The sequence below is a fragment of the Streptomyces sp. NPDC020780 genome (assembly GCF_044334475.1).
GTDB lineage: Bacteria > Actinomycetota > Actinomycetes > Streptomycetales > Streptomycetaceae > Streptomyces.
The window spans coordinates 427419-447645 of the sequence record NZ_JBIRTB010000005.1; the positions used below are offsets into that span (position 1 = coordinate 427419).

The following is a 20227-nucleotide window of genomic DNA, read 5'->3' on the forward strand; positions in this document are numbered from 1 at the left end:
ACGGCTGCGCGGCCGGCCGGTGCTCAGCCGGCCGCCCCGGGCAGCCAGTGCGGCGGCTCCTCCGTCAGGGCGAGCCAGTGGGCCGGCGGAGCCCCCGCCGCGTCGGACGCGACGATTCCGCCGACGATGGCACAGGTGGTGTCCACGTCTCCGCCCGCCTGCGCCGTCACCCAGAACGCCTGCTCGAAGTCTCCGAGGCCGCGCGCCGCGGACCAGAGGGCGAACGGCACCGTGTCGTGCGCGCTGGTGCGACGACCGTTGCCGAGCACCGCCGCGACCGTTCCCGCGTCCTGGTAGTCGAGCATGTCGCGGGCCCTGCGCAGACCGGCCCCGACGGCGCTCCGCGGCACGAGCGCGACCACTCCGTCGAGCAGGGCCTCGGGGGAAGGCGGCCCCCCGGGCGCGGCGACGAGGGCGGCTGCCGCCGCCACCGCCATGGCGCCCACGACGGCCTCGCGGTGCTGATGCGTGGTGTACGACGAGATCTCCGCCTGGTGGGTGGCCTGCTCAGGGTCGTCCGCGTACCAGGCGCCCAGCGGCGCGATACGCATCGCCGAGCCGTTCCCCCAGGAGCCCTGGCCCTGGAAGAGCGCGGACGCCAGCTCGCGCCAGTCCCCGCCCTCCCTGACCAGCCTGAGCAGCCGGTTCACCGCGGGGCCGTAGCCCCGGTCGAAGTCGTGGTGCCGGGCGAAGGAGTGGGCGAGGGCGTCCTGGTCGATACGCCCGTGCACGGCGAGGACGGCCAGTACCGAACAGGCCATCTCGGTGTCGTCGGTCCACTGCCAGGGGCCGGGTGGCAGGACCCGGTCCTTGAGGAGGGGATAGGTGGCCGGTACGAAGAACTGGGAGCCGAGGGCATCGCCCACGGAGAGTCCACGCAGGCTGGCAAGGGCGCGCTCGAAGCGCCGGTCGGAAGCGGAGTCAGCGGTCATCGCTGCGCCACTCTATCCGGTGCGTCCGTACGGTTCGGGGGTACGCCACCGTTCGAAGGGCCGGTCGAGCGTGTAGCGGCCGTCGTCACCGAGCAGCAGCACTCGCTTCTCACCGTTACCGGGATTGGACAGGGATTCGAATTCCGCCACGGACCAGTGGAACCAGCGCATGCAGAACAGCCTCATGGTCAGTCCGTGGGTCACCAGCAGGACGTTCTGCGGATGGTCGGGGTCCTCGAAGCTGCGGTGGAGGCTCTCCAGGAAGGCGCCGACCCGGTCGTACACGTCGGCCCCGGACTCGCCCTGCGCGAAGCGGTAGAAGAAGTGCCCGTACGCGTCGCGGTACGCCTTCTGCAGCCGGACCTCGTCCCGGTCCTGCCAGTTCCCCCAGTCCTGCTCGCGCAGCCGGGGCTCTTCCCTGACCCGCACGTGCACCGGGTCGAGACCGAACGCCTCGAACGTCTCGTGGGTGCGCCGGTAGGGCGACACGTAGACACTGACCCGCTCACCGCCGAACAGTTCGCGCAGCGTGCGGCCCGTCTCCCGGGCCTGGCGCAGCCCGGTCGCCGTGAGCCCCAGGGCGTGGTCGGGCTCCCTCTCGTACACCGTGTCGTCGGCGTTTCCCTCGGACTCACCGTGCCGGACGAGAACGATGCGTTGCGGTCGTGCCATACCCCGACCCTAAAGGCCCCGTGGCGCGACCGAACAGTCGCATGGTTCCCGTCCCGCGTACGTGACGGGGAAACGGTGCGCCCCGGGCTGCCCGCCGGCGGCCGGGGGCGGCTCCCGGCGGGGTGGTCAGACCGTCCAGGAGGGTTCGAGCAGCACCACGTCGCCCGTCAGCGTCTCGACGTCGCGGTCGGTGTCCGCCCGCGCCGAGAGCCGGGCGATGCTCTCGGGGCGGTACTTGCCCCGCTCGGCGCTCGACTGCCACATCGACAGGACGAGGAACTCGTGGCCCGGCGCTTCACCGAACAGTCCGCGCAGCATTCCGGGAGAACCGGCCATCGCCGGGTTCCAGACCTTCTGCTGCATGAGCGTGAAGTGTTCGACGCGGTCCTCGTACACGCGGCTGTGCGCCAGCCTGACCACGTCGGCGTCGGTGAACCTCGGCTCGAATCCGGTCTTCACGTCGAACCGGTACTCGAAGAGCTTGACCTGCATGTCCTGGTGGACGCCGGACTGCGCGGCGGCCCGCCGGTCGTGCTCGCGCGCCATGAACGAGTCGTAAAAGACCCGGTTCTCCCAGAACGCGAAGACATGGGCGACATCGGGACGCCGTCGGCTCCACCCGCCGCTCTGCCCCATGAAGCCCGGCTCCCCGGGCAGCCCCGCCCACATCCGCTGCCCCCGCTCGAACCCCTGACGGTCCCTCACGGCACAGCGAGTCCACTTGACCAGCACCGCGCCATCGTACGGCCCCAAGACGTGGCGGGGATCAAGGCGACCACTGACCGGGGGCCCGGACCCGGCCCCCGGCCGGAAACGCCCGCCCGCAGATGGCCCGAAGACGCCGTTCGCTCCCAAGGCGGTTGGATACCCGGGCAGTTGCGGACATGATCTGAGGTGGCACAGGTCCATCGGCCGAGGAGCGAGGAGGGGACGTCCGATGAGTACGCCCAAGAAGGACATCGACAAGGTCGAAGTGAGGGTCAAGTGGGACCCCAGTCCGGCCGGTGAACCGGCCAACGACCTCGACATCATCGCGGCCGTGTACGGGACGCAGGACCCCTACGGCAGCCCCGTGTACCTCGTGCACTTCGACAGCAGGTCCCCGGACGGCACCATCACCCTGGACCGGGACAGCAGGACCGGGCAGGGGTTCGGCTTCGACGAGGTCATGACGATCGAACTGGACCGGTTGTCCGACGCCTACGCCAGGGTCGTCGTCGGCGTCGCGATCCAGCAGCGCGACGGCCGCAACACCTTCGACCGGATAGAGCACACGGCCGTGCAGATCCGCGAGGGCTACACGACGCTGGCGGAGGACGACTTCTCGGGAATTCCGGACGCCACGGCCGCGGTCGTGGCGGACTTCACCCGGGACACCTCGGGTTCCTGGGGCTTCCACCCGGCCGTGCGGGGATTCGACGGGGACCCCGACGCGTTCGCCGCGGTCATGGGGAGCCGCGCCGGCTGAAGTCTCCAGCCGTCTCCAGGGCTCCCGCCGAATCCGAAGGCCGCTCCCGCACCACCCGGTCCCGGGCGGGGAGCCGCGACCTGATCCCGGCGAGGAAGCACGGCGAACGATCGCCCTGATGATGTCGGTGTCCGTCGACGGCTCCTTCGAAGGGCCGGACCGCGCACTCGACCGGCGTCCGGTGGACGAAGCGGCGCACCGGCACTTCAGCGAACAGTTGCGCTCGATGAGCGCCTTCCTGGACGGGCGGGTCACCCACGAGCTGAGGGCCGGTTTCCGGCCGACGGCGGACGCCGGCCCGTCGTGTCCGGCGCCCATGGCCGAGTGAGCCGGCGGCGGAACGCGGGAGGAGGGGCACCGGCCGTGCGGCCGGTGCCCCTCCTCCCGCTTCACCTCACCCGGGGCGGGTGCGGTCAGCTGCAGCCGCTGGTGGAACCGCAGCCCTCACAGATGTAGCAGGAGCCCGCCCGCTGCATCTTCGTACCGCAGGAGAAGCAGAGCGGGGCGTCCGCGCTGATGCCGAGCTGCATCTCGACCAGTTCGGCCGAGGTGTGCGCCGTCTTCGGCGCCGGCTTCACGGCGGCGCTCTCCTCGGGTGCGGCGACCGCCTTCAGCGGCTGGGCCTGCACGGGAGCGGACTGCGCCAGGCTCTCGGCGTCGACCTCGCCGTCCTCGAAGGAGGGCTCGTAGGAACCCGTGTCGAGGTGGCGCTGACGCTCCTCGGCCGAGTGGATCCCCAGGGCCGAACGGGTCTCGAACGGCAGGAAGTCGAGCGCCAGGCGGCGGAAGATGTAGTCGACGATCGACTGCGCCATCCGGACGTCCGGGTCGTCCGTCATACCGGCCGGCTCGAAACGCATGTTGGTGAACTTGGAGACGTACGTCTCCAGGGGCACGCCGTACTGCAGACCGACCGAGACGGCGATCGAGAAGGCGTCCATCATCCCGGCGAGGGTCGAACCCTGCTTGGACATCTTCAGGAAGACCTCGCCGAGCCCGTCGTCGGGATAGGAGTTGGCCGTCATGTAGCCCTCGGCCCCGCCCACCGTGAAGGAGGTGGTGATGCCGGGGCGGCCCTTGGGCAGACGCTTGCGGACCGGGCGGTACTCGACGACCTTCTCGACCGCGGCACGGATGGTGTCCTCGGCCTTCGCGGTCACCTCGGCCTTCTCCTTCTCCTTCTTCTTGGCGGAGAGGGGCTGGCCGACCTTGCAGTTGTCGCGGTAGATCGCGAGCGCCTTGACGCCCATCTTCCACGCCTCGAAGTAGACCTCCTCGACGTCCTCGACGGTCGCCGTCTCCGGCAGGTTCACCGTCTTGGACAGCGCGCCGGAGATCCACGGCTGGATCGCCGCCATCATCCGGACGTGGCCCATGGCCGAGATGGACCGCTCGCCCATCGCGCAGTCGAAGACCTCGTAGTGCTCGGTCTTGAGACCGGGGGCGTCGATCACGTTGCCGTGGTCGGCGATGTGGGCGACGATCGCCTCGATCTGCTCGGGCTGGTAGCCGAGGCGGCGCAGGGCCTGCGGCACCGTGCCGTTGACGATCTGCATCGAGCCGCCGCCGACCAGCTTCTTGAACTTGACCAGGGCGAGGTCGGGCTCCAGACCGGTGGTGTCGCAGGACATCGCGAGACCGATGGTGCCGGTGGGGGCGATGACCGAGGCCTGGGCGTTGCGGAAGCCGTTCTTCGCGCCGAGGCGGATCACGTCCTGCCAGGCCTCCGTGGCGGCGGCCCAGATCGGCGCGTCCAGGTCGTCCATGCGGACGGCCACGGCGTTGGCGTCGGCGTGCTGCTTCATGACGCGCTGGTGCGGCTCGGCGTTGCGGGCGTAACCGTCGTACGCGCCGACGACCGCGGCGAGTTCCGCGGACCGCCGGTAGGAGGTACTGGTCATGAGCGAGGTGATGGCGCCGGCGAGCGCGCGGCCGCCGTCGCTGTCGTACGCGTGGCCGGTCGCCATCAGCAGGGCGCCCAGGTTGGCGTAGCCGATGCCGAGCTGGCGGTAGGCGCGGGTGTTCTCACCGATCTTCTGCGTCGGGAAGTCCGCGAAGCAGATCGAGATGTCCATCGCGGTGATGACCAGTTCGACGACCTTGGCGAAGCGCTCGGACTCGAAGGACTGGTGGCCCTCGCCGTCGTCCTTGAGGAACTTCATGAGGTTCAGCGAGGCCAGGTTGCACGACGTGTTGTCCAGGTGCATGTACTCGCTGCAGGGGTTCGAGCCGTTGATCCGGCCGGACTCCGGGCAGGTGTGCCACTGGTTGATCGTGTCGTCGTACTGGATGCCCGGGTCGGCGCAGGCCCAGGCGGCCTCGGCCATCTTGCGGAAGAGGGACTTGGCCTCGACCTCCTCGATGACGTCACCGGTCATCCGGGCGCGCAGCCCGAACTTCCCGCCGGACTCGACGGCCTTCATGAACTCGTCGTTCACGCGGACCGAGTTGTTGGCATTCTGGTACTGGACGGACGTGATGTCGTCGCCGCCCAGATCCATATCGAAGCCCGCGTCGCGCAGGGCGCGGATCTTCTCCTCCTCCTTCACCTTCGTCTCGATGAAGTTCTCGATGTCGGGGTGGTCGACGTCGAGGATGACCATCTTGGCCGCGCGGCGGGTGGCGCCACCGGACTTGATGGTCCCGGCGGAGGCGTCGGCGCCCCGCATGAAGGAGACCGGGCCGGAGGCGTTGCCACCGGAGGAGAGCAGTTCCTTGGAGGAGCGGATGCGGGAGAGGTTCAGGCCGGCGCCGGAGCCGCCCTTGAAGATCATCCCCTCTTCCTTGTACCAGTCGAGGATCGACTCCATGGAGTCGTCGACGGCCAGGATGAAGCAGGCCGAGACCTGCTGCGGCTGGGGCGTGCCGACGTTGAACCAGACCGGCGAGTTGAAGCTGAAGATCTGGTGCAGGAGGGCGTACGCCAGCTCGTGCTCGAAGATCTCCGCGTCGGCGGGAGAGGCGAAGTAGTGGTGGTCCTCGCCGGCCTTCCGGTACGTCTTCACGATCCGGTCGATCAGCTGCCGCAGACCGGTCTCGCGCTGCGGCGTGCCGACAGCCCCCCGGAAGTACTTGCTGGTGACGATGTTGACCGCGTTCACCGACCAGAAGTCGGGGAACTCGACGCCACGCTGCTCGAAGTTGATCGAGCCGTCGCGCCAATTGGTCATGACGACGTCACGGCGCTCCCACGCCACCTCGTCGTACGGATGCACGCCGGGAGTGGTGTGGATGCGCTCGATGCGCAGGCCCTGCTTGGTCGCAGTCGACTTGGCTCCCTTGGTACGGGAACCTCGTGCCGGGCCGCTCGCCGTCTCTGTCATGCCGCCTCCCATATGTGGGCAAAAACGCCCTGAAGTGCCCAGTTCTTCCCAGGGCACAGTCTGTGTCTGATGCTCGGGACGCCTCGCACAGCGCCCCGGAGCAGGTCTTGTGCCGCCTGTCCGGCGGCTCTACCGCCTCCGCCGCACGGCTTCGGCGGTCAATCGGCCGCGACAGCGGCGGGGGCGGGAACGGCGAGGCTCTCGCCGCCCGTCCCACTCCTCCCGGTGGGAGGCCGCTGGTCGCGGAGTTCCGCGATCGCGGCCTCGAAGTCCTCGAGGGAGTCGAATGCCCGATACACGGATGCGAAGCGCAGGTACGCGACGAGGTCGAGCTCCTGGAGCGGGCCCAGTATGGCCAGACCCACGTCGTGGGTGGTCAGCTCCGCGCTGCCCGTGGCCCGGACCGCCTCCTCGACCCGCTGGCCCAGCTTCGCCAGGGCGTCCTCGGTGACGGGACGCCCCTGGCAGGCCTTGCGGACGCCGGAGATGACCTTGGTGCGGCTGAAGGGTTCGGTCACGCCGCTCCGCTTCACCACCATCAGCGAGCAGGTCTCCACCGTCGTGAAGCGGCGGGAGCAGTCGGGGCACTGGCGCCGCCGCCGGATCGACGTCCCGTCGTCCGTGGTGCGACTGTCGACCACCCGGCTGTCGGGATGCCTGCAGAAGGGGCAGTGCACGTCTCTCAACCCTCCTTCACAAGCACGACTGAATGGCCTCCCCAGCTCCGTCACGGACCTGCGAGGCAGTCCCCAGCATAGGCGATGGACTCGGCCCTGAAAGACCAGGGACCACTAGTTCTGGGCGACAGCGGCAATCCAACCACTAGATCTAGGGTTTTACTCTGCTTGCACCCCAGCGCGTGTCGCGCCCCGGCCGACGGCCAGGAGGCAGCGTACGGCCCGGCACGAGGGTATGGGAAACGCGCGGGCACAGGATCACTCGCCGGGCGACGGGAGCCCGGCTCGCACCCCCGGGACGCGGCCGGGGCCCGTCTCCGCACCCCCGCCGGCCGACCCCAGGACCCGCCCCCGCCGCCCGCTCCGGACGGGCCCTTCGTCCACCCTCCCGGGCGGACGACTGCTCCACGCCCCGGACGTCGCACCCCGGGACGCCGCACCCCCGGGCGTCGCACGCGAGCGCGCGGGCGCTAGCGTGACGTCCGTGACCGCGAGGTGCGGCCGCTCCCCGCGACGGCTCCCCGGTCCCACCGGCCGCCCGAGGTCCGCCGAATCCCGCTCATACACCTCACAGCAGGACCAGAACAGCCCTTTATTTGTTTTTCACTCGAACGTGTGTTTGGCGCAACCTTTCGAAAGCTACTACCGTTGCCTAGCTAGGGAGACCATTCGAGAGGGGCCGACGTGACCGCCACCGCCGACAGTGCCACGATCACTGCGCAGGACCACCGCGCCCAGAGCCGACTTGAGCCGGTGCATGCCATGAATGACTCAGTCACGAACACGGAGGGGCCGGAGCCTGTGCGTCCCGGTCGCTCCTTGCCAGGACGGCCTCCAGGAATCCGGGCGGACAGCTCGGGCCTCACGGACCGGCAGCGGCGCGTGATCGAGGTCATCCGGGATTCCGTGCAGCGGCGGGGATACCCCCCGTCGATGCGGGAGATCGGTCAGGCGGTGGGGCTGTCCAGCACCTCGTCCGTCGCCCACCAGCTCATGGCCCTGGAACGCAAGGGGTTCCTGCGCCGCGACCCGCATCGCCCCCGTGCGTACGAGGTCCGCGGATCGGACCAGCCCAGCACACAGCCCACGGACACCACGGGGAAGCCCGCCGCTTCGTACGTGCCGCTGGTCGGCCGGATCGCGGCCGGCGGACCGATCCTCGCGGAGGAGTCCGTCGAGGACGTCTTCCCTCTCCCCCGCCAGCTGGTCGGTGACGGCGAGCTCTTCGTGCTGAAGGTCGTCGGCGACTCGATGATCGAGGCCGCGATCATGGACGGCGACTGGGTCACCGTCCGCCGCCAGCCCGTCGCGGAGAACGGCGACATCGTGGCCGCCATGCTGGACGGCGAAGCCACGGTCAAGCGCTTCAAGCGCGAGGACGGGCATGTCTGGCTCCTCCCGCACAACTCCGCCTACCAGCCGATCCCCGGCGACGAGGCGACCATTCTCGGCAAGGTCGTAGCGGTGTTGCGGCGAGTGTGACCCCGTCACCCGTTGGCCGGGCCCTGGGACCCCTGCGGCGGTCCCGGGGCCCTGTGCCGCGTCCTCGCCATGTTTCCTGGGCGGCCTGAGCCGTGGCCGCTGTGCCGGCTCCCCGGTCCCTGCTGCACCGGCCCGGGCGACAGCCCGGCCTCCGGGGCGTCTCGCCGCCGTCCGCACGGTCGCTCACACCGCCGTCCGCACGGTCGCTCGCGGTGCCGCAGACGAGGGAGACCTTCCGGTGCGGTGCCGCACGCCCTGGAGGTTTCCGGCTCCTCGGCCTGGCGGAGGGCGGCTCCCGGGCGGGGCCACGACGGGCCCCGCCCGGCTCAGGAAGCGGCTTGGGCCGCCGCGTCGATGGCCGCGAGCGAGCGCCGGACCTGATTGCGGTCCGTGGTGTACCAGAAGTCGGGCAGCGACGCCCGGAGGTAGCTTCCATACCGTGCGGTGGCCAGCCGCGGATCGAGCACCGCCACCACACCCTTGTCACCCGTGGCCCGGACGAGCCGGCCGGCTCCCTGGGCCATCAGCAGCGCGGCGTGGGTGGCCGCGACCGCCATGAAGCCGTTGCCACCGGCCTCCTCCACGGCCTTCTGGCGCGCGCTCATCAGCGGGTCGTCCGGCCGGGGGAACGGAATCCTGTCCATGACGACCAGCTGGCAGCTCGCCCCCGGCACATCGACCCCCTGCCAGAGGGAGAGCGTGCCGAAGAGGCAGGTCTCGGGATCCGCCGCGAAGTTCTTGATCAGCTCCCCGAGCGTCTCCTCGCCCTGCAGCAGGACGGGCCTGTCCTGCCGGCCGCGCAGCTCCTCAGCCGCCGCCTGGGCAGCCCGCATGGACGAGAACAGGCCGAGGGTCCTGCCTCCCGCCGCCTCCACCAGCTCGGCCAGCTCGTCCAGCATGTCGGCGCGGGAACCCTCACGCCCCGGTGTGGCCAGATGCCGGGCGACGTACAGGATGCCCTGCTTCGGGTAGTCGAACGGCGAGCCGACGTCCAGGCCCTTCCACTGCGGGATGTCGTCCCCCGCCGTCCCCTCGGGCGCGAGCCCGAGCGAGGCCCCCACGCCGTTGAAGTCCCCGCCCAGCTTCAGGGTGGCCGAGGTGAGGACCACCGACCGGTCGGCGAAGAGCTTCTCGCGCAGGAGCCCGGACACCGAGAGCGGGGCGACCCGCACGGAGGCGCCGAAGCGGTCATGGCGCTCGTACCAGACGACGTCGTACTCGGACCCCTGGGTGATGCGCTCCGCGACACTGTGGACGGACTCCACGGACGCCATGGCCTGCTTGCGGACGGCGTCCTCGTCCTGGACGGACTTGTCCCGGGTGGAGCCCAGCGCCGAGATCACCGTGCGCGCCGCGTCACGCAGCGCGGCCACCGCGTAACCGAGGTCTTCCGGCACCTCCTCGAGCCGGCCGGGCAGCGCCAGCTCCATGACCCGTTCGAACCCCTCCGAGGCGGTCTGGAGCGCGTCGGCCGCCTTCTCGTCGACCAGCTTGGCCGCGCGGCGCACCGCCCGGTTCACCTGGCCGGGAGTGAGCTCACCGGTCGCGACCCCGGTGACCCGCGACACCAGCTCGTGGGCTTCGTCGACGATCAGCACCTCGTGCTGGGGAAGCACCGGGGCGCCCTCGATCGCGTCGATGGCCAACAGGGCGTGGTTGGTCACGACGACATCGGCGAGCTTGGCCCGCTCCCGGGCCGCCTCCGCGAAGCACTCGGCGCCGTACGCGCACCTGGAGGCGCCCAGGCACTCGCGCGAGGAGACGGAGATCTGCGCCCAGGCACGGTCGGACACACCCGGGGTGAGGTCGTCGCGGTCACCGGTCTCCGTCTCGTCCGCCCAGTCGCGCATGCGCAGCAGGTCCTGGCCGAGCTTGCTCGACGGGGCCGCCGCCTCGAACTGGTCGAAGAGGCCCTCCTCCTCGTCCTGCGGTACCCCCTCGTGGAGGCGGTGCAGGCAGAGGTAGTTCGAGCGGCCCTTGAGCATCGCGAACTGGGGGCGGCGGCGCAGCAGCGGTTGCAGTGCGTCGACCGTCCGCGGGAGGTCCCGCTCCACCAGCTGGCGCTGGAGGGCGAGGGTCGCCGTGGCCACCACGACGCGCTCCCCGTGGGCCAGGGCCGGCACCAGATAGCCGAGGGACTTGCCCGTGCCGGTTCCGGCCTGGACGAGGAGGTGCGCGTTGTCCTCGACGGCCTCGGCGACGGCTTCGGCCATGGTGACCTGGCCGGGCCGTTCCGTACCGCCGACGGCGGTGACGGCGGCGTGGAGGAGCTCGGGGAGAGATGGCTTCGTCATAGCGCGTCCACCCTACGGCGCGGGACTGACATCGGCGGTCACTCCCGGTCTCACGCGGTGGGGTGAAGGGGGTTGGGGACCGTTCCGTGGACGGCGGCGTGCGGGCGCTTCGGCCTGTCACGGTATCCGTCCACGTGCAGCCGGTTGCGGTTGAGACAGAGACGCTCGATCGTCGGCGTCAGCATGTCGAACGTCTCGAACCGCTCCTTGAGCTCGGGGAAGCGGGCGTGGTAGCGCAGGATCTCGGCACGGACGAGTGACCAGAACTTCCTTTCCGGTACACCCAGCTGTTCCTCGCACAGCGGGGAGAGGAAACGGAAGACGCCGACGAAAAGCCCCGCGTGGATGAACTGGGTGAGGAAGGAGGGTTCCTCGGTCAGCAGGACGGCGCGGACGTCGTCGGGCATCGACCCGTGCTCGGGCAGCGGCCGGGAACTGACGTTCACGTCGTCGACGAAGTCCTTGATCGCGAGGCGCTGGGGAACGTCCCGTTCGTCGAAGACGACGATCGCGTTCTCGCCGTGGGGGGAGAACACGGTGCCGTAGCGGTACAGGAAGTGCAGGAGCGGGGGCAGCATGGCGGCGAAGAGCCGCGTCAGCCAGGCATGGGGCGTGAGTCCCGACCGGGTGACCAGCTCGGCCGTGAAGGAGCGTCCACCGGGATCCGTGTGCAGAAGGGAGGCCAGGGTGCGGGCGCGTTCCCCGGGGCCGAGCCGTGGTGGCAGCGGCTCCCGCCAGATGGCGCCGAGGATCTCCTTGAACTGGTACGGCACCTCGGGAAGGTGATCGTAGAGCGGATGCTCGACCGCCACCGAGGCGACTTCTCCCAGAAGGATGACCCCGCTGTCGCGCAGGAAGGGATCCGAGTCGCGGATCCCCTGGACCCAGGCGGTGACGGCGGGGGCGGCGAGGGTGCGTTCGGTCGGCAGACCGCGCCAGACCAGTGTGTTGAGGATCGAGAGGGGCAGTTTGACCGTGTGCCGGTCGGGATGCCCCACGTTGCTGAACGTACGGATCGACTGCTGCGGCAGCCGGAGGTCGTCGTCCGCGTGCAGGGGCACGATCCGGCCGTCCGCGATGGCGGGGGCGAAGAGGGGGACGATCCACTCGTCCCACTGCCAGGGGTGCACCGGGAGGAAGAGGTAGTCGCCGGGGTCGAGGCCCCGGCCGCGCAGCACGGCGGCGAACGAGGCGCGGACCGGCGCGTCGAGTTCCTGGTCGTACAGCTGTCCGGGGGTGGCGAGGCGGCCCACTCCCCGATAACCGGCTATCCGGGTGCTGACGGCGATCCAGGGCAGTGTGGTGGCGGAGCGCGCCTCCGGGGTGAAGCGGGCGGCGTCCGCGGCGGAGAAGCCGAGGCGCCCCTTGCTGGCGACCAGCCAGGGGTGTCCCGTCTGATGCCCTTCGAGTTCGGCGTACGGGAGGTCGGCGAGCCGCGCCACCGGGAGCGCGGTGCGGTCCAGGCGGGTGTCGGCGGTGAGCGTGGCGGTGAGTTCGCGTACGAGGTGGCCCAGGGTGGCCCCGTCCAGGCCCAGGAGGCGGCGGGCGCGGACGAGGAAGTGCAGCGGGTCGCGGAAGGGCGTGCCGCCGGAGTCCGCGCCGCCCTCGCGGACCGACTCCGGGTCGACGCGCCAGCTTCCGTAGACCCCGCGGCGCGCACGGAAGCTCAGGAGCCCGCCGTCGTCGAGCGGCAGGGTGTACCCGTGGGTGCTTCCCGCGGACTCCCCCTCCAGGCGCGCGGGTTCGATGACCTCCTCGTAGGCGAACTCGCCGAGCATCTTCGCGAGCAGCCGCACCGCCGCGCGGTCCCAGCCCTCCCGGTTCAGTTCCTCGGTGGCGAACGGCGTGCGGTACGGCGCCGGTTCGTGGCTCGCGGGATGTGTCGGCACGGGGACTCCTCGGGGTGGAACCGATGGGGTTCGAGCGTGTGGATGAGACGGCGAGTTGTTCACAGCTGTGCGCGGTGGGCCCGGTCGCGGACCATCAAAGCAGCGCGTTTGCCGGGCAGTTCCACTTCGGCGGAGAAGCGGAAACCGGCGCTCAGGAAGGCCGAGACGGACGGGGTGTTGCGCAGGTCCGGCTCCGCGACCACACGGGCGCAGCGCGGACGGTGGTCGAGCACGAGGTCGGCGACGGCCCTGAGCAGCACGGTGCCGATGCCCCGGCCCCGGTTGCCCACACCGCCGATCAGGAGGTGGATCCCGGTGTCGTGGGGCCGGGCCGGGTAGTGGCGGGCCAGGGGGTCCAGGTCGGCCCGGTAGATCTCCCAGTAGCTCATCGGCCTGCCGTCGAGCACGCCGAGGCAGGGGACGCTGCGCCCGTCGCCCTCGAGTTGCGGGCGCAGGTGGCCGGCGGTGACCGACTCCGGTCCGGCGAGCTCCCAGAAGGCGGCCACCGCTGGGTCGTTCATCCAGCGGCTGATCACGGCGAGATCGCGCGCGGGTTCCACGGGGACCAGCCGGAACACCCCGGCGGAGGTGGTGGCCGGGGTCCACGCGGCCGGATCGCCGACGGGGCCGGAGGTACCGGCCCGCCGTCCCTCTCCGGCCCCTGGCGGAGCCTCGGCCGACGAGGGGCGGGGCCCCGGCGAACCGCGGCGAGCGGGTGAGGCGGGGGCCGGCGGCCCGCCGTCGCCGAGCAGGGTGAACAGCTCTTCGGTGAGCCGCAGCTCCAGCGTGTCCTCGGCGCCCGTGACGCGCGGTGGGGACGCACCGGACTCGGTGTGCGCATCGGCGTGGTCCACCGTGACGCTCTCCTCTCCTCGGTTCGGGCGGGCGGTTCGCTCAGCTGCGCAGCGGGTTGGCGATGGTGACGTAGACGGACTGGGTGTCGACCGGGCCGACGAGCTCGTCCAGCCCGTGCAGACGGGTCAGCAGGTTGGCCTTGCAGCGCAGGTGCGCCGTCTCCAGCAGGTAGGCGGGCAGGGGGGAGCCCAGCGTGCGCGCGTCTTCGAGGAAGCGGCGGAACGCGGCGAGGAGCAGGTGCTCGTCGGCCAGCCGCTGGGAACCGAAGGCGCCGATGAGCCCGAGGACGTTGTTGATGCCGAGGTAGTAGGCGAGCCTCTCGTCGGTGACCGCGTCGGCGACGAAGGTGTCGCTGACGCTGCCGATTCCGGGGAGCCGGTCCTCGAGTGCGGGACGGTGCGACTCGCGGAAGTAGTACCCCTGGTTGTCGCGGTACCGGCCGCCGGCCGGCCAGCCGTCGGCGTCGAGCAGGACCAGGGTGTTCTGCTGGTGGGCCTCCAGGGCCACGCCCGCGTGGGCGTCGAGCCACAGGACGGGCAGCACCACGCGGTCCAGGTAGCGCAGGAACCACTCGGCGCAGACCGCTCCCGTCGTCCTGCCCGTGCGGTCGGCCAGGCGGGAGACGGTCTCCGCGAGCCGCGAGTGCGTACCGGGGCGGCCCGGCCAGGGACGGGGGGCGGTGAGTCCGGCGATGCACACCGCGTCGTCGCCCGGACCGAACGGATTGTGGCGGATCATGACGTCGAGGCCGGGGACGGGCACGCCGTCCGGGGCGTCCACGGCGAGCCAGGCGGGGTCCCGGACGATGTCGAAGCCCGGGTGGACCGCCTGCCACGCACGGGCCAGCCCCGTGCCCAGCAGCCGGTGGACCTCGGTGCCGCGGTGGAGTTCCTTGCGGAGGTTCTCCCGGCGGGAGTTGGTGATGCGCACCCCCAGGGAGAGCTTCAGCATGATGCCGGCGCCGGGGCGGTGCACGGTCCGTACGGAGGAGGTGGGGTGCCAGTGCTCCCCGTACGGGCCGAGGTCGTGGAGGAGGCCCTTGCCGAGCAGGGTGGTCACCTCGGGGCGGCGCTTGAGCTCCGCCGCCTGCCAGGGGTGGAGCGGGAGAGCCGCCGTGCCGTCGGGCAGGCGCAGCCCGTCGGCGTGGGGTGCGAGGAGCTCCTCGGCGCAGACCGGCCGGCCCGCACGGGCCCAGGAGGACTCGGTGGCCAGTACCGAGCGGTCCACGGCCATCCAGTGCAGCGGGAAGGAGCCGCGCGACTCGGGTGAGTAGCGGAGCGTCTCGGTCTCCGTCAGGCCCTCGCGGCTCTTGGGCGTGGGGTGCAGGGGGTGGCCGAGGAGCAGGGACTGCTCGGCGTCGAGGAAGAGGTCGGTCTCCGGGTATGCGGCGGGGGCCCGTCGGCGGTCGGCGAGGAAGACGGCGGTGTTGCGTACCGAGTCCGCCACCCGTGCCACCAGGTCCACACCGGCGTCCCGGTCGCTCTCCCGCCCGAGGAGGGCGGCCACGGTGACGGCGTCGACCCCGGGAGCACCCTCGGGGGCGTTCTCCAGGGTGGGCGTACCGAAGCGGTGCCAGCCCGTCGCGGACCAGTGGCCGACCGGGGCGAGCAGGGCGGTGCCGCTCGCGGGGAGCGGGATGCGCAGGGTGTCCCCCTGCGGCCGGGGCAGGTCGTTCTCCCTGACCCAGCAGCGCAGGAGGTTCTCGGTGCCGGCCGAGTCGGCGGCCCGGAGCGGGTCCGGGTGGTCGAGGGGGTCCGGACGGCCGGGGGTGCCGGTGCGGGCGGGTACGCGCGCGGGGCAGGGCCGGTCTGCGGGGAGTCCGCGCACGGCGGCGCCCGCCCCGGTGTACGGGGTCGCCCGGTGACCGGCCTTCTGACGCGGCACGGTCGTCGGCTCGACGGCGAGGACACCGTCGGGCACGTCCTGTCCTCGCTGTTCGCTGGTGGGAGGGCCGTCGGCCTCGGGCGCAGGGGTGGGGTTCACGGCGGTCTTCCTTGTGAGGGGTCCGGGATCAGGGGGTCGGCCCGGAAGGGGTCCGACGGCTCGCGGAGCGCTCCGCGGCGCTCAGCGCATCGGCGAGACGGTCGACGACCGCCGTGGCCTGTTCGTCGGTGAGAGTGAGGGGTGGGAGCAGCCGGACGACGGCGCTGTCGCGTCCGCCGATCTCGACGATGAGACCGCGGCGCAGGCATTCCTGCTGCACCGCGGCGGCCAGGGCCGGGTCGGGCGGTGGGGCGGATCCGCTCCCGGCGGGGGCGGGGTGCGGCGCGGCCTCGGGGTCGACGAGCTCGATGCCCAGCATCAGGCCGCGGCCCCGTACGTCGCCGATCCGCGGGTGGTCCTCGCTCAGCGTGCGGAGAGCGGCGAGCATGCGGGCGCCGAGCGTCGCGGCACGCTCGGCGAGACGGTTCTCCCGTACGTACGCGAGGGTGGCGCGCCCGGCGGCCATGGCGAGCTGGTTGCCCCGGAAGGTTCCCGCGTGGGCGCCCGGGGGCCAGACGTCGAGCGCCGAGCGGTAGACGATCACCGCGAGGGGGAGCGAGCCGCCGATGGCTTTGGAGAGCACCATGACGTCGGGCACGACTCCGCTGTGCTCGACCGCCCAGAAGGCGCCGGTCCTGCCGACCCCGGTCTGCACCTCGTCCGCGATCAGAGGGATGGACCGGTCCCGGGTGATCTCGCGCATCCGGCGCAGCCACCCGTCGGGGGCGGGGTTCACCCCGCCCTCCCCCTGGACGGGTTCCACGATCATCCCGGCGGGAGCGGGTACCCCGCCCTTGGGATCGTCCAGCAGGTGCTCGGTCCAGCGTGCGGCGATGCCGGCGCCCCGCTCCCCGCCGGTCCCGAAGGGGCAGCGGTAGTCCTGCGGGAAGGGCAGTCTGGTCACCCGGACGTCCGGGGCGCCGCCCGACACGGCCAGCGCTCCGGCGGTCATCCCGTGGTACGCGCCGGTGAAGGCGAGGAGTCCGCTGCGCCCGGTGGCCGCGCGGACCAGCGTGAGGGCGGCCTCGACCGCGTCGGTCCCGGCCGGTCCGCAGAACTGGATCCGGGCGTCGTCGGCGAGCCGGCCGGGCAGGGTGGCGAACAGCTCGGTGGTGAAGGCGTCCTTGACGGGAGTGGCGAGATCGAGGACGTGCAGGGGCGTCCCGGAGTCGATGACCTTCCTGATCGCCTCGAGCACCACGGGGTGGTTGTGACCGAGTGCCAGGGTTCCCGCCCCGGAGAGGCAGTCGAGGTAGCGCCGCCCGTCCGCTCCCTCGATCGTCATCCCCCTGGCCCGGACCGGCACGATCGGCAGCGACCGCGCATAGGTACGGGCCGCCGACTCGCGCAGCGCCTGACGCCGCAGGATCCCCTCGTACGCGGCCTGCGGCGCCGGAGCTGGTTCGGTCACGGCCACGGCTGTGGTCCTCCTGCGGTAAGAGTGGCTTCGTACGCCCGTACGAAGCCCCGGTGACGGACCGCGCGGCTGAACGCTGTCCGGGTGTTCCCCGTACGTACCAACGACGCCGGGCGCGGGGGATCACGGGTGCGGCGGAAGATCCTCGCGGGGCGGGAACCATGGCCCTGCCGCACGCCGTCCCCATCGGCACCGGCATAGTGGGGGCCGCACCCGGAACGGGCCGCCGCGGCCCGCGTGTGCGCGCCGTGGCGTCGAACCGGTGCCGCGCCCGGCGGCCGTCCGCGGTGCGGCAGAGAAGTCAGTGACGAAGTCCCAGGGGGATCACCAGATGCGACCCATGCGCCCGATCGACACCGCACGCCGCGGGAGGAGCGCCCGCCGCACCTCCCCCGTGTTCGCGGCAGCCGCCCTCACCGCTGTCCTCACGCTCACCGTCACCGCCTGCGGTCCCGAGGAGGACGCGGCGAGCGGCAAGCCGGCCGGCTCCGCCGGCCAGGCCGCCGACGGCAAGGTCACCATCCCGGACGATCTGAAGGACCGGCTCAAGGAGCACGGGATCGACCTCGACAAGTGGCGGAACGGCGAGTGGAAGAACTGGGACCGGGACACGTGGCTGCGTGAGGCCAAGGACTACGTCAACCCGATCATCGAGGACCTGTGGGACCCGGACCGGATGCGGGACGCGGACAAGGCCCCGGAGAACCCCGTCGACAACGACATCTCGGGCGACGAGGGCGTGACGGACCCCACCCCGGCCCCCGTGGAGGCCGCCGCCCTCGCGACGCCGTACCACGCCGGCGCCGCGGAGTCCGGCAAGCTCTTCTTCGACGGGCCCGAGGGGTCGATGGTCTGCTCGGCGACCGTGGTGCAGGACCCGGCCCGCCCGGGCAAGTCCAACATGGTGTGGACCGCGGGCCATTGCGTGCACGCGGGCAAGAAGGGCGGCTGGTACCGCAACATCGCCTTCGTCCCGTCGTACAACGACAACGGCCTGTCGGTGGCCGAGCTGGAGAACGCGCCCAAGGAGAAGATCGCTCCGTACGGCGTGTGGTGGGGCCAGTGGGCGCAGACCTCCGAGCAGTGGATCGCCCAGGGCGCGGGGACCGGCGGCCAGGGCGCGCCGTACGACTTCGCGGTCCTGCAGGTGACACCGGAGAAGGGTTCGACGGGCAAGTCCCTGGAGGAGACGGTCGGTTCCGCGCTGCCCGTCGACTTCGACGCCCCGGCGGTCCCGGAGATCGACACCATGACGGCCACCGGCTACCCGGCGGCTCCGCCGTTCGACGGGCAGAAGGCGTTCCGGTGCGCGGACGAGCCGGGCCGTCTCTCCGTCTTCCAGGACCAGCCGACGATGTACCGCATCGGGTGCACGATGACCGGGGGCTCCTCCGGCGGTGGCTGGGTGGCGAAGGGCCAGGACGGTAAGCCGGCCCTGGTCTCGAACACCTCCATCGGGCCGGTGACCGCCGGCTGGCTGGCCGGGCCCCGTCTGGGCAAGGAGGCCGAGGGCGTCTACCGGGCCGTCAGCGAGAAGTACGCGGGCCGTTAGCAGGACGACGCACCGACGGCCCGGCTCCCTCGTCGAGGGAGCCGGGCCGTCGGTCTTCGTGGGGTGCGACGCCGCCGCCCGTTCCGGGGAACGGGCGGCCGTGCCTCAGTGGGCCACGGGGACGAACGCCGCGAGTTCCGCGCCGAGCTCCTCGTGCACCCGCGCCTTGAGCAGGGTGCCCTCCGGGAGGTGCTCCTCGGAGACGACCTCGCCCTCGGCGTGCACGCGGGAGACGAGTCCGCCCTGGGTGTAGGGCACGAGCGCCTCGATCTCGACGGACGGCCGCGGCAGCTCGGCGTCGATGAGCGCGAGCAGCTCGTCGATGCCGGCACCGGTCCGTGCCGAGACCGCGATCGCGTACCGCTCGGCGCGCATCAGGCGCTGGAGCACCAGCGGGTCCGCCGCGTCCGCCTTGTTGATCACGACGATCTCGGGCACGTCGACCGCGCCGACCTCCCGGATCACCTCCCGCACGGCGGCGAGCTGCTCCTCGGGGGCCGGGTGCGAGCCGTCGACCACGTGCAGGATCAGGTCGGACTCCCCGACCTCCTCCATGGTGGAGCGGAACGCCTCGACCAGGTGGTGCGGCAGGTGCCGCACGAACCCGACGGTGTCGGCCAGGGTGTAGAGCCGTCCGCTGGGCGTCTCCGCCCGGCGCACGGTCGGGTCGAGGGTGGCGAACAGCGCGTTCTCCACCAGGACGCCCGCACCGGTGAGCCGGTTGAGCAGCGACGACTTCCCCGCGTTGGTGTATCCGGCGATCGCGACCGAAGGCACCTTGTTGCGCTTGCGCTCCTGGCGCTTGATCTCGCGGCCCGTCTTCATCTCCGCGATCTCCCGGCGCATCTTCGCCATCTTCTCGCGGATCCGGCGACGGTCCGTCTCGATCTTGGTCTCACCGGGTCCACGCGTGGCCATGCCGCCACCGCCGCTGGACCCACCGCCGCCCATCTGCCGGGAGAGCGACTGACCCCAGCCGCGCAGCCTCGGCAGCATGTACTGCATCTGTGCCAGCGACACCTGGGCCTTGCCCTCGCGGGACTTGGCATGCTGGGCGAAGATGTCGAGGATCAGGGCGGTCCTGTCGACCACCTTGACCTTGACGACGTCCTCGAGGTGGATCAGCTGGCCGGGACTCAGCTCACCGTCACAGATGACGGTGTCCGCGCCGGTCTCCAGCACGATGTCGCGCAGCTCCAGCGCCTTGCCCGACCCGATGTATGTGGCGGGGTCCGGCTTGTCGCGCCGCTGGAACACGGCGTCGAGCACCAAGGCACCCGCCGTCTCGGCCAGCGCCGCCAGCTCCGCGAGAGAGATCTCCGCGTCGTGCACCGTCCCCGAGGTCCAGACACCGACCAGCACCACACGCTCCAGGCGCAGCTGTCGGTACTCGACCTCGGTGACGTCCTCGAGCTCTGTGGAGAGACCCGCCACGCGGCGCAGTGCCGCACGGTCGGAGCGGTCGAACTGGTCGCCGTCGCGCTCCCCGTCGATCTCGTGGCTCCAGGCGACGTCCTCTTCCATCAGGGCGTCGGCCCGCCGGCCCTCGGTGAGGCTCTCGGAGTCGTTTTCCGTGGCGCTCCGCGCGTCGCGCGCGTCCTGGGGAAGGGAAGAAGAGGAGGTCATTGGATCCTTACGTCGATAGAAGTCCGTTACGCCAGTCACAACGCGTCACCCCGCCGG

15 protein-coding genes are annotated in these 20227 nt (G+C 71.5%); 4 read left to right on the forward strand and 11 right to left on the reverse strand.

Features of this window, described 5'->3' with window-relative positions; translation table 11 throughout:
* Positions 1-23: 23 nt before the first annotated feature.
* From ACH4VO_RS12540 to ACH4VO_RS12550, 3 genes are all read right to left on the reverse strand, one after another.
* The gene (locus tag ACH4VO_RS12540; RefSeq protein WP_360988252.1) at positions 24-932 is read right to left on the reverse strand and encodes an ADP-ribosylglycohydrolase family protein; all 909 of its coding nucleotides are present in this window, start codon (positions 930-932) and stop codon (positions 24-26) included.
* Positions 933-944: 12 nt separating this feature from the next.
* Positions 945-1604 (reverse strand): histidine phosphatase family protein, encoded by a 660-nt coding sequence (locus ACH4VO_RS12545; RefSeq protein ID WP_360988254.1) that lies wholly within the window; start codon positions 1602-1604, stop codon positions 945-947.
* Between the two features lie 126 nt (positions 1605-1730).
* Positions 1731-2336 (reverse strand): YdbC family protein, encoded by a 606-nt coding sequence (locus ACH4VO_RS12550; protein ID WP_360988256.1) that lies wholly within the window; start codon positions 2334-2336, stop codon positions 1731-1733.
* Positions 2337-2541: 205 nt separating this feature from the next.
* Here ACH4VO_RS12550 and ACH4VO_RS12555 point away from each other — a divergent pair, with 205 nt between their 5' ends.
* On the forward strand, positions 2542-3072 hold the full coding sequence (locus tag ACH4VO_RS12555) for a TerD family protein (RefSeq protein WP_360988258.1): 531 nt from the start codon (positions 2542-2544) through the stop codon (positions 3070-3072).
* Between the two features lie 118 nt (positions 3073-3190).
* Positions 3191-3400 carry a hypothetical protein gene (locus ACH4VO_RS12560; RefSeq protein WP_360988260.1) on the forward strand — a complete coding sequence of 70 codons (210 nt, stop codon included), beginning with the start codon at positions 3191-3193 and terminating at the stop codon, positions 3398-3400.
* Positions 3401-3485: 85 nt separating this feature from the next.
* Here the strand turns inward: ACH4VO_RS12560 and ACH4VO_RS12565 are convergent, their stop codons facing one another.
* Entirely contained in the window at positions 3486-6395 is a 2910-nt protein-coding gene (locus tag ACH4VO_RS12565) for a vitamin B12-dependent ribonucleotide reductase (RefSeq protein WP_360988262.1), read from the reverse strand.
* 158 nt (positions 6396-6553) lie between these two features.
* A complete protein-coding gene (nrdR, locus tag ACH4VO_RS12570; protein ID WP_360988264.1) occupies positions 6554-7072 on the reverse strand; it encodes a transcriptional regulator NrdR in 519 nt (172 codons plus the stop codon).
* A 684-nt stretch (positions 7073-7756) separates the two neighbouring features.
* Here nrdR and lexA point away from each other — a divergent pair.
* Positions 7757-8554: a transcriptional repressor LexA gene (gene lexA / locus ACH4VO_RS12575; RefSeq protein ID WP_360988266.1), complete on the forward strand. Its 798-nt coding sequence runs from the start codon at positions 7757-7759 to the stop codon at positions 8552-8554.
* Between the two features lie 326 nt (positions 8555-8880).
* On the opposite strand, the gene ACH4VO_RS12580 is transcribed toward lexA, so the two are convergent.
* Genes ACH4VO_RS12580 through ACH4VO_RS12600 form a run of 5 tightly spaced genes read right to left on the reverse strand, consistent with a single transcriptional unit; the run spans position 8881 to position 16992 of the window.
* Positions 8881-10848 (reverse strand): ATP-dependent DNA helicase, encoded by a 1968-nt coding sequence (locus ACH4VO_RS12580; protein WP_360988268.1) that lies wholly within the window; start codon positions 10846-10848, stop codon positions 8881-8883.
* Positions 10849-10898: 50 nt separating this feature from the next.
* On the reverse strand, positions 10899-12737 hold the full coding sequence (locus ACH4VO_RS12585) for an IucA/IucC family siderophore biosynthesis protein (protein ID WP_360988270.1): 1839 nt from the start codon (positions 12735-12737) through the stop codon (positions 10899-10901).
* Positions 12738-12796: 59 nt separating this feature from the next.
* On the reverse strand, positions 12797-13591 hold the full coding sequence (locus tag ACH4VO_RS12590; RefSeq protein ID WP_360988272.1) for a GNAT family N-acetyltransferase: 795 nt from the start codon (positions 13589-13591) through the stop codon (positions 12797-12799).
* A 40-nt stretch (positions 13592-13631) separates the two neighbouring features.
* Positions 13632-15575 carry an IucA/IucC family protein gene (locus tag ACH4VO_RS12595; RefSeq protein ID WP_360988274.1) on the reverse strand — a complete coding sequence of 648 codons (1944 nt, stop codon included), beginning with the start codon at positions 15573-15575 and terminating at the stop codon, positions 13632-13634.
* Between the two features lie 28 nt (positions 15576-15603).
* Positions 15604-16992 carry a diaminobutyrate--2-oxoglutarate transaminase family protein gene (locus ACH4VO_RS12600; RefSeq protein ID WP_360988276.1) on the reverse strand — a complete coding sequence of 463 codons (1389 nt, stop codon included), beginning with the start codon at positions 16990-16992 and terminating at the stop codon, positions 15604-15606.
* A 331-nt stretch (positions 16993-17323) separates the two neighbouring features.
* On the opposite strand from ACH4VO_RS12600, the gene ACH4VO_RS12605 reads away from it, so the two are divergent.
* The gene (locus ACH4VO_RS12605; RefSeq protein WP_398440936.1) at positions 17324-18544 is read left to right on the forward strand and encodes a trypsin-like serine peptidase; all 1221 of its coding nucleotides are present in this window, start codon (positions 17324-17326) and stop codon (positions 18542-18544) included.
* A 105-nt stretch (positions 18545-18649) separates the two neighbouring features.
* Here the strand turns inward: ACH4VO_RS12605 and hflX are convergent, their stop codons facing one another.
* Entirely contained in the window at positions 18650-20170 is a 1521-nt protein-coding gene (hflX, locus tag ACH4VO_RS12610; protein ID WP_360988278.1) for a GTPase HflX, read from the reverse strand.
* Positions 20171-20227 lie beyond the last annotated feature (57 nt).

Excerpts from the sequence above, each read along its gene's own strand:
- ACH4VO_RS12560 (WP_360988260.1), top strand. The coding sequence starts at position 3,191 with ATGATGTCGGTGTCCGTCGACGGCTCCTTCGAAGGGCCGGACCGCGCA.
- ACH4VO_RS12555 (WP_360988258.1), top strand. The coding sequence starts at position 2,542 with ATGAGTACGCCCAAGAAGGACATCGACAAGGTCGAAGTGAGGGTCAAG.
- ACH4VO_RS12580 (WP_360988268.1), bottom strand. The coding sequence starts at position 10,848 with ATGACGAAGCCATCTCTCCCCGAGCTCCTCCACGCCGCCGTCACCGCC.
- ACH4VO_RS12565 (WP_360988262.1), bottom strand. The coding sequence starts at position 6,395 with ATGACAGAGACGGCGAGCGGCCCGGCACGAGGTTCCCGTACCAAGGGA.
- ACH4VO_RS12545 (WP_360988254.1), bottom strand. The coding sequence starts at position 1,604 with ATGGCACGACCGCAACGCATCGTTCTCGTCCGGCACGGTGAGTCCGAG.
- ACH4VO_RS12605 (WP_398440936.1), top strand. The coding sequence starts at position 17,324 with ATGCGACCCATGCGCCCGATCGACACCGCACGCCGCGGGAGGAGCGCC.
- hflX (WP_360988278.1), bottom strand. The coding sequence starts at position 20,170 with ATGACCTCCTCTTCTTCCCTTCCCCAGGACGCGCGCGACGCGCGGAGC.
- ACH4VO_RS12540 (WP_360988252.1), bottom strand. The coding sequence starts at position 932 with ATGACCGCTGACTCCGCTTCCGACCGGCGCTTCGAGCGCGCCCTTGCC.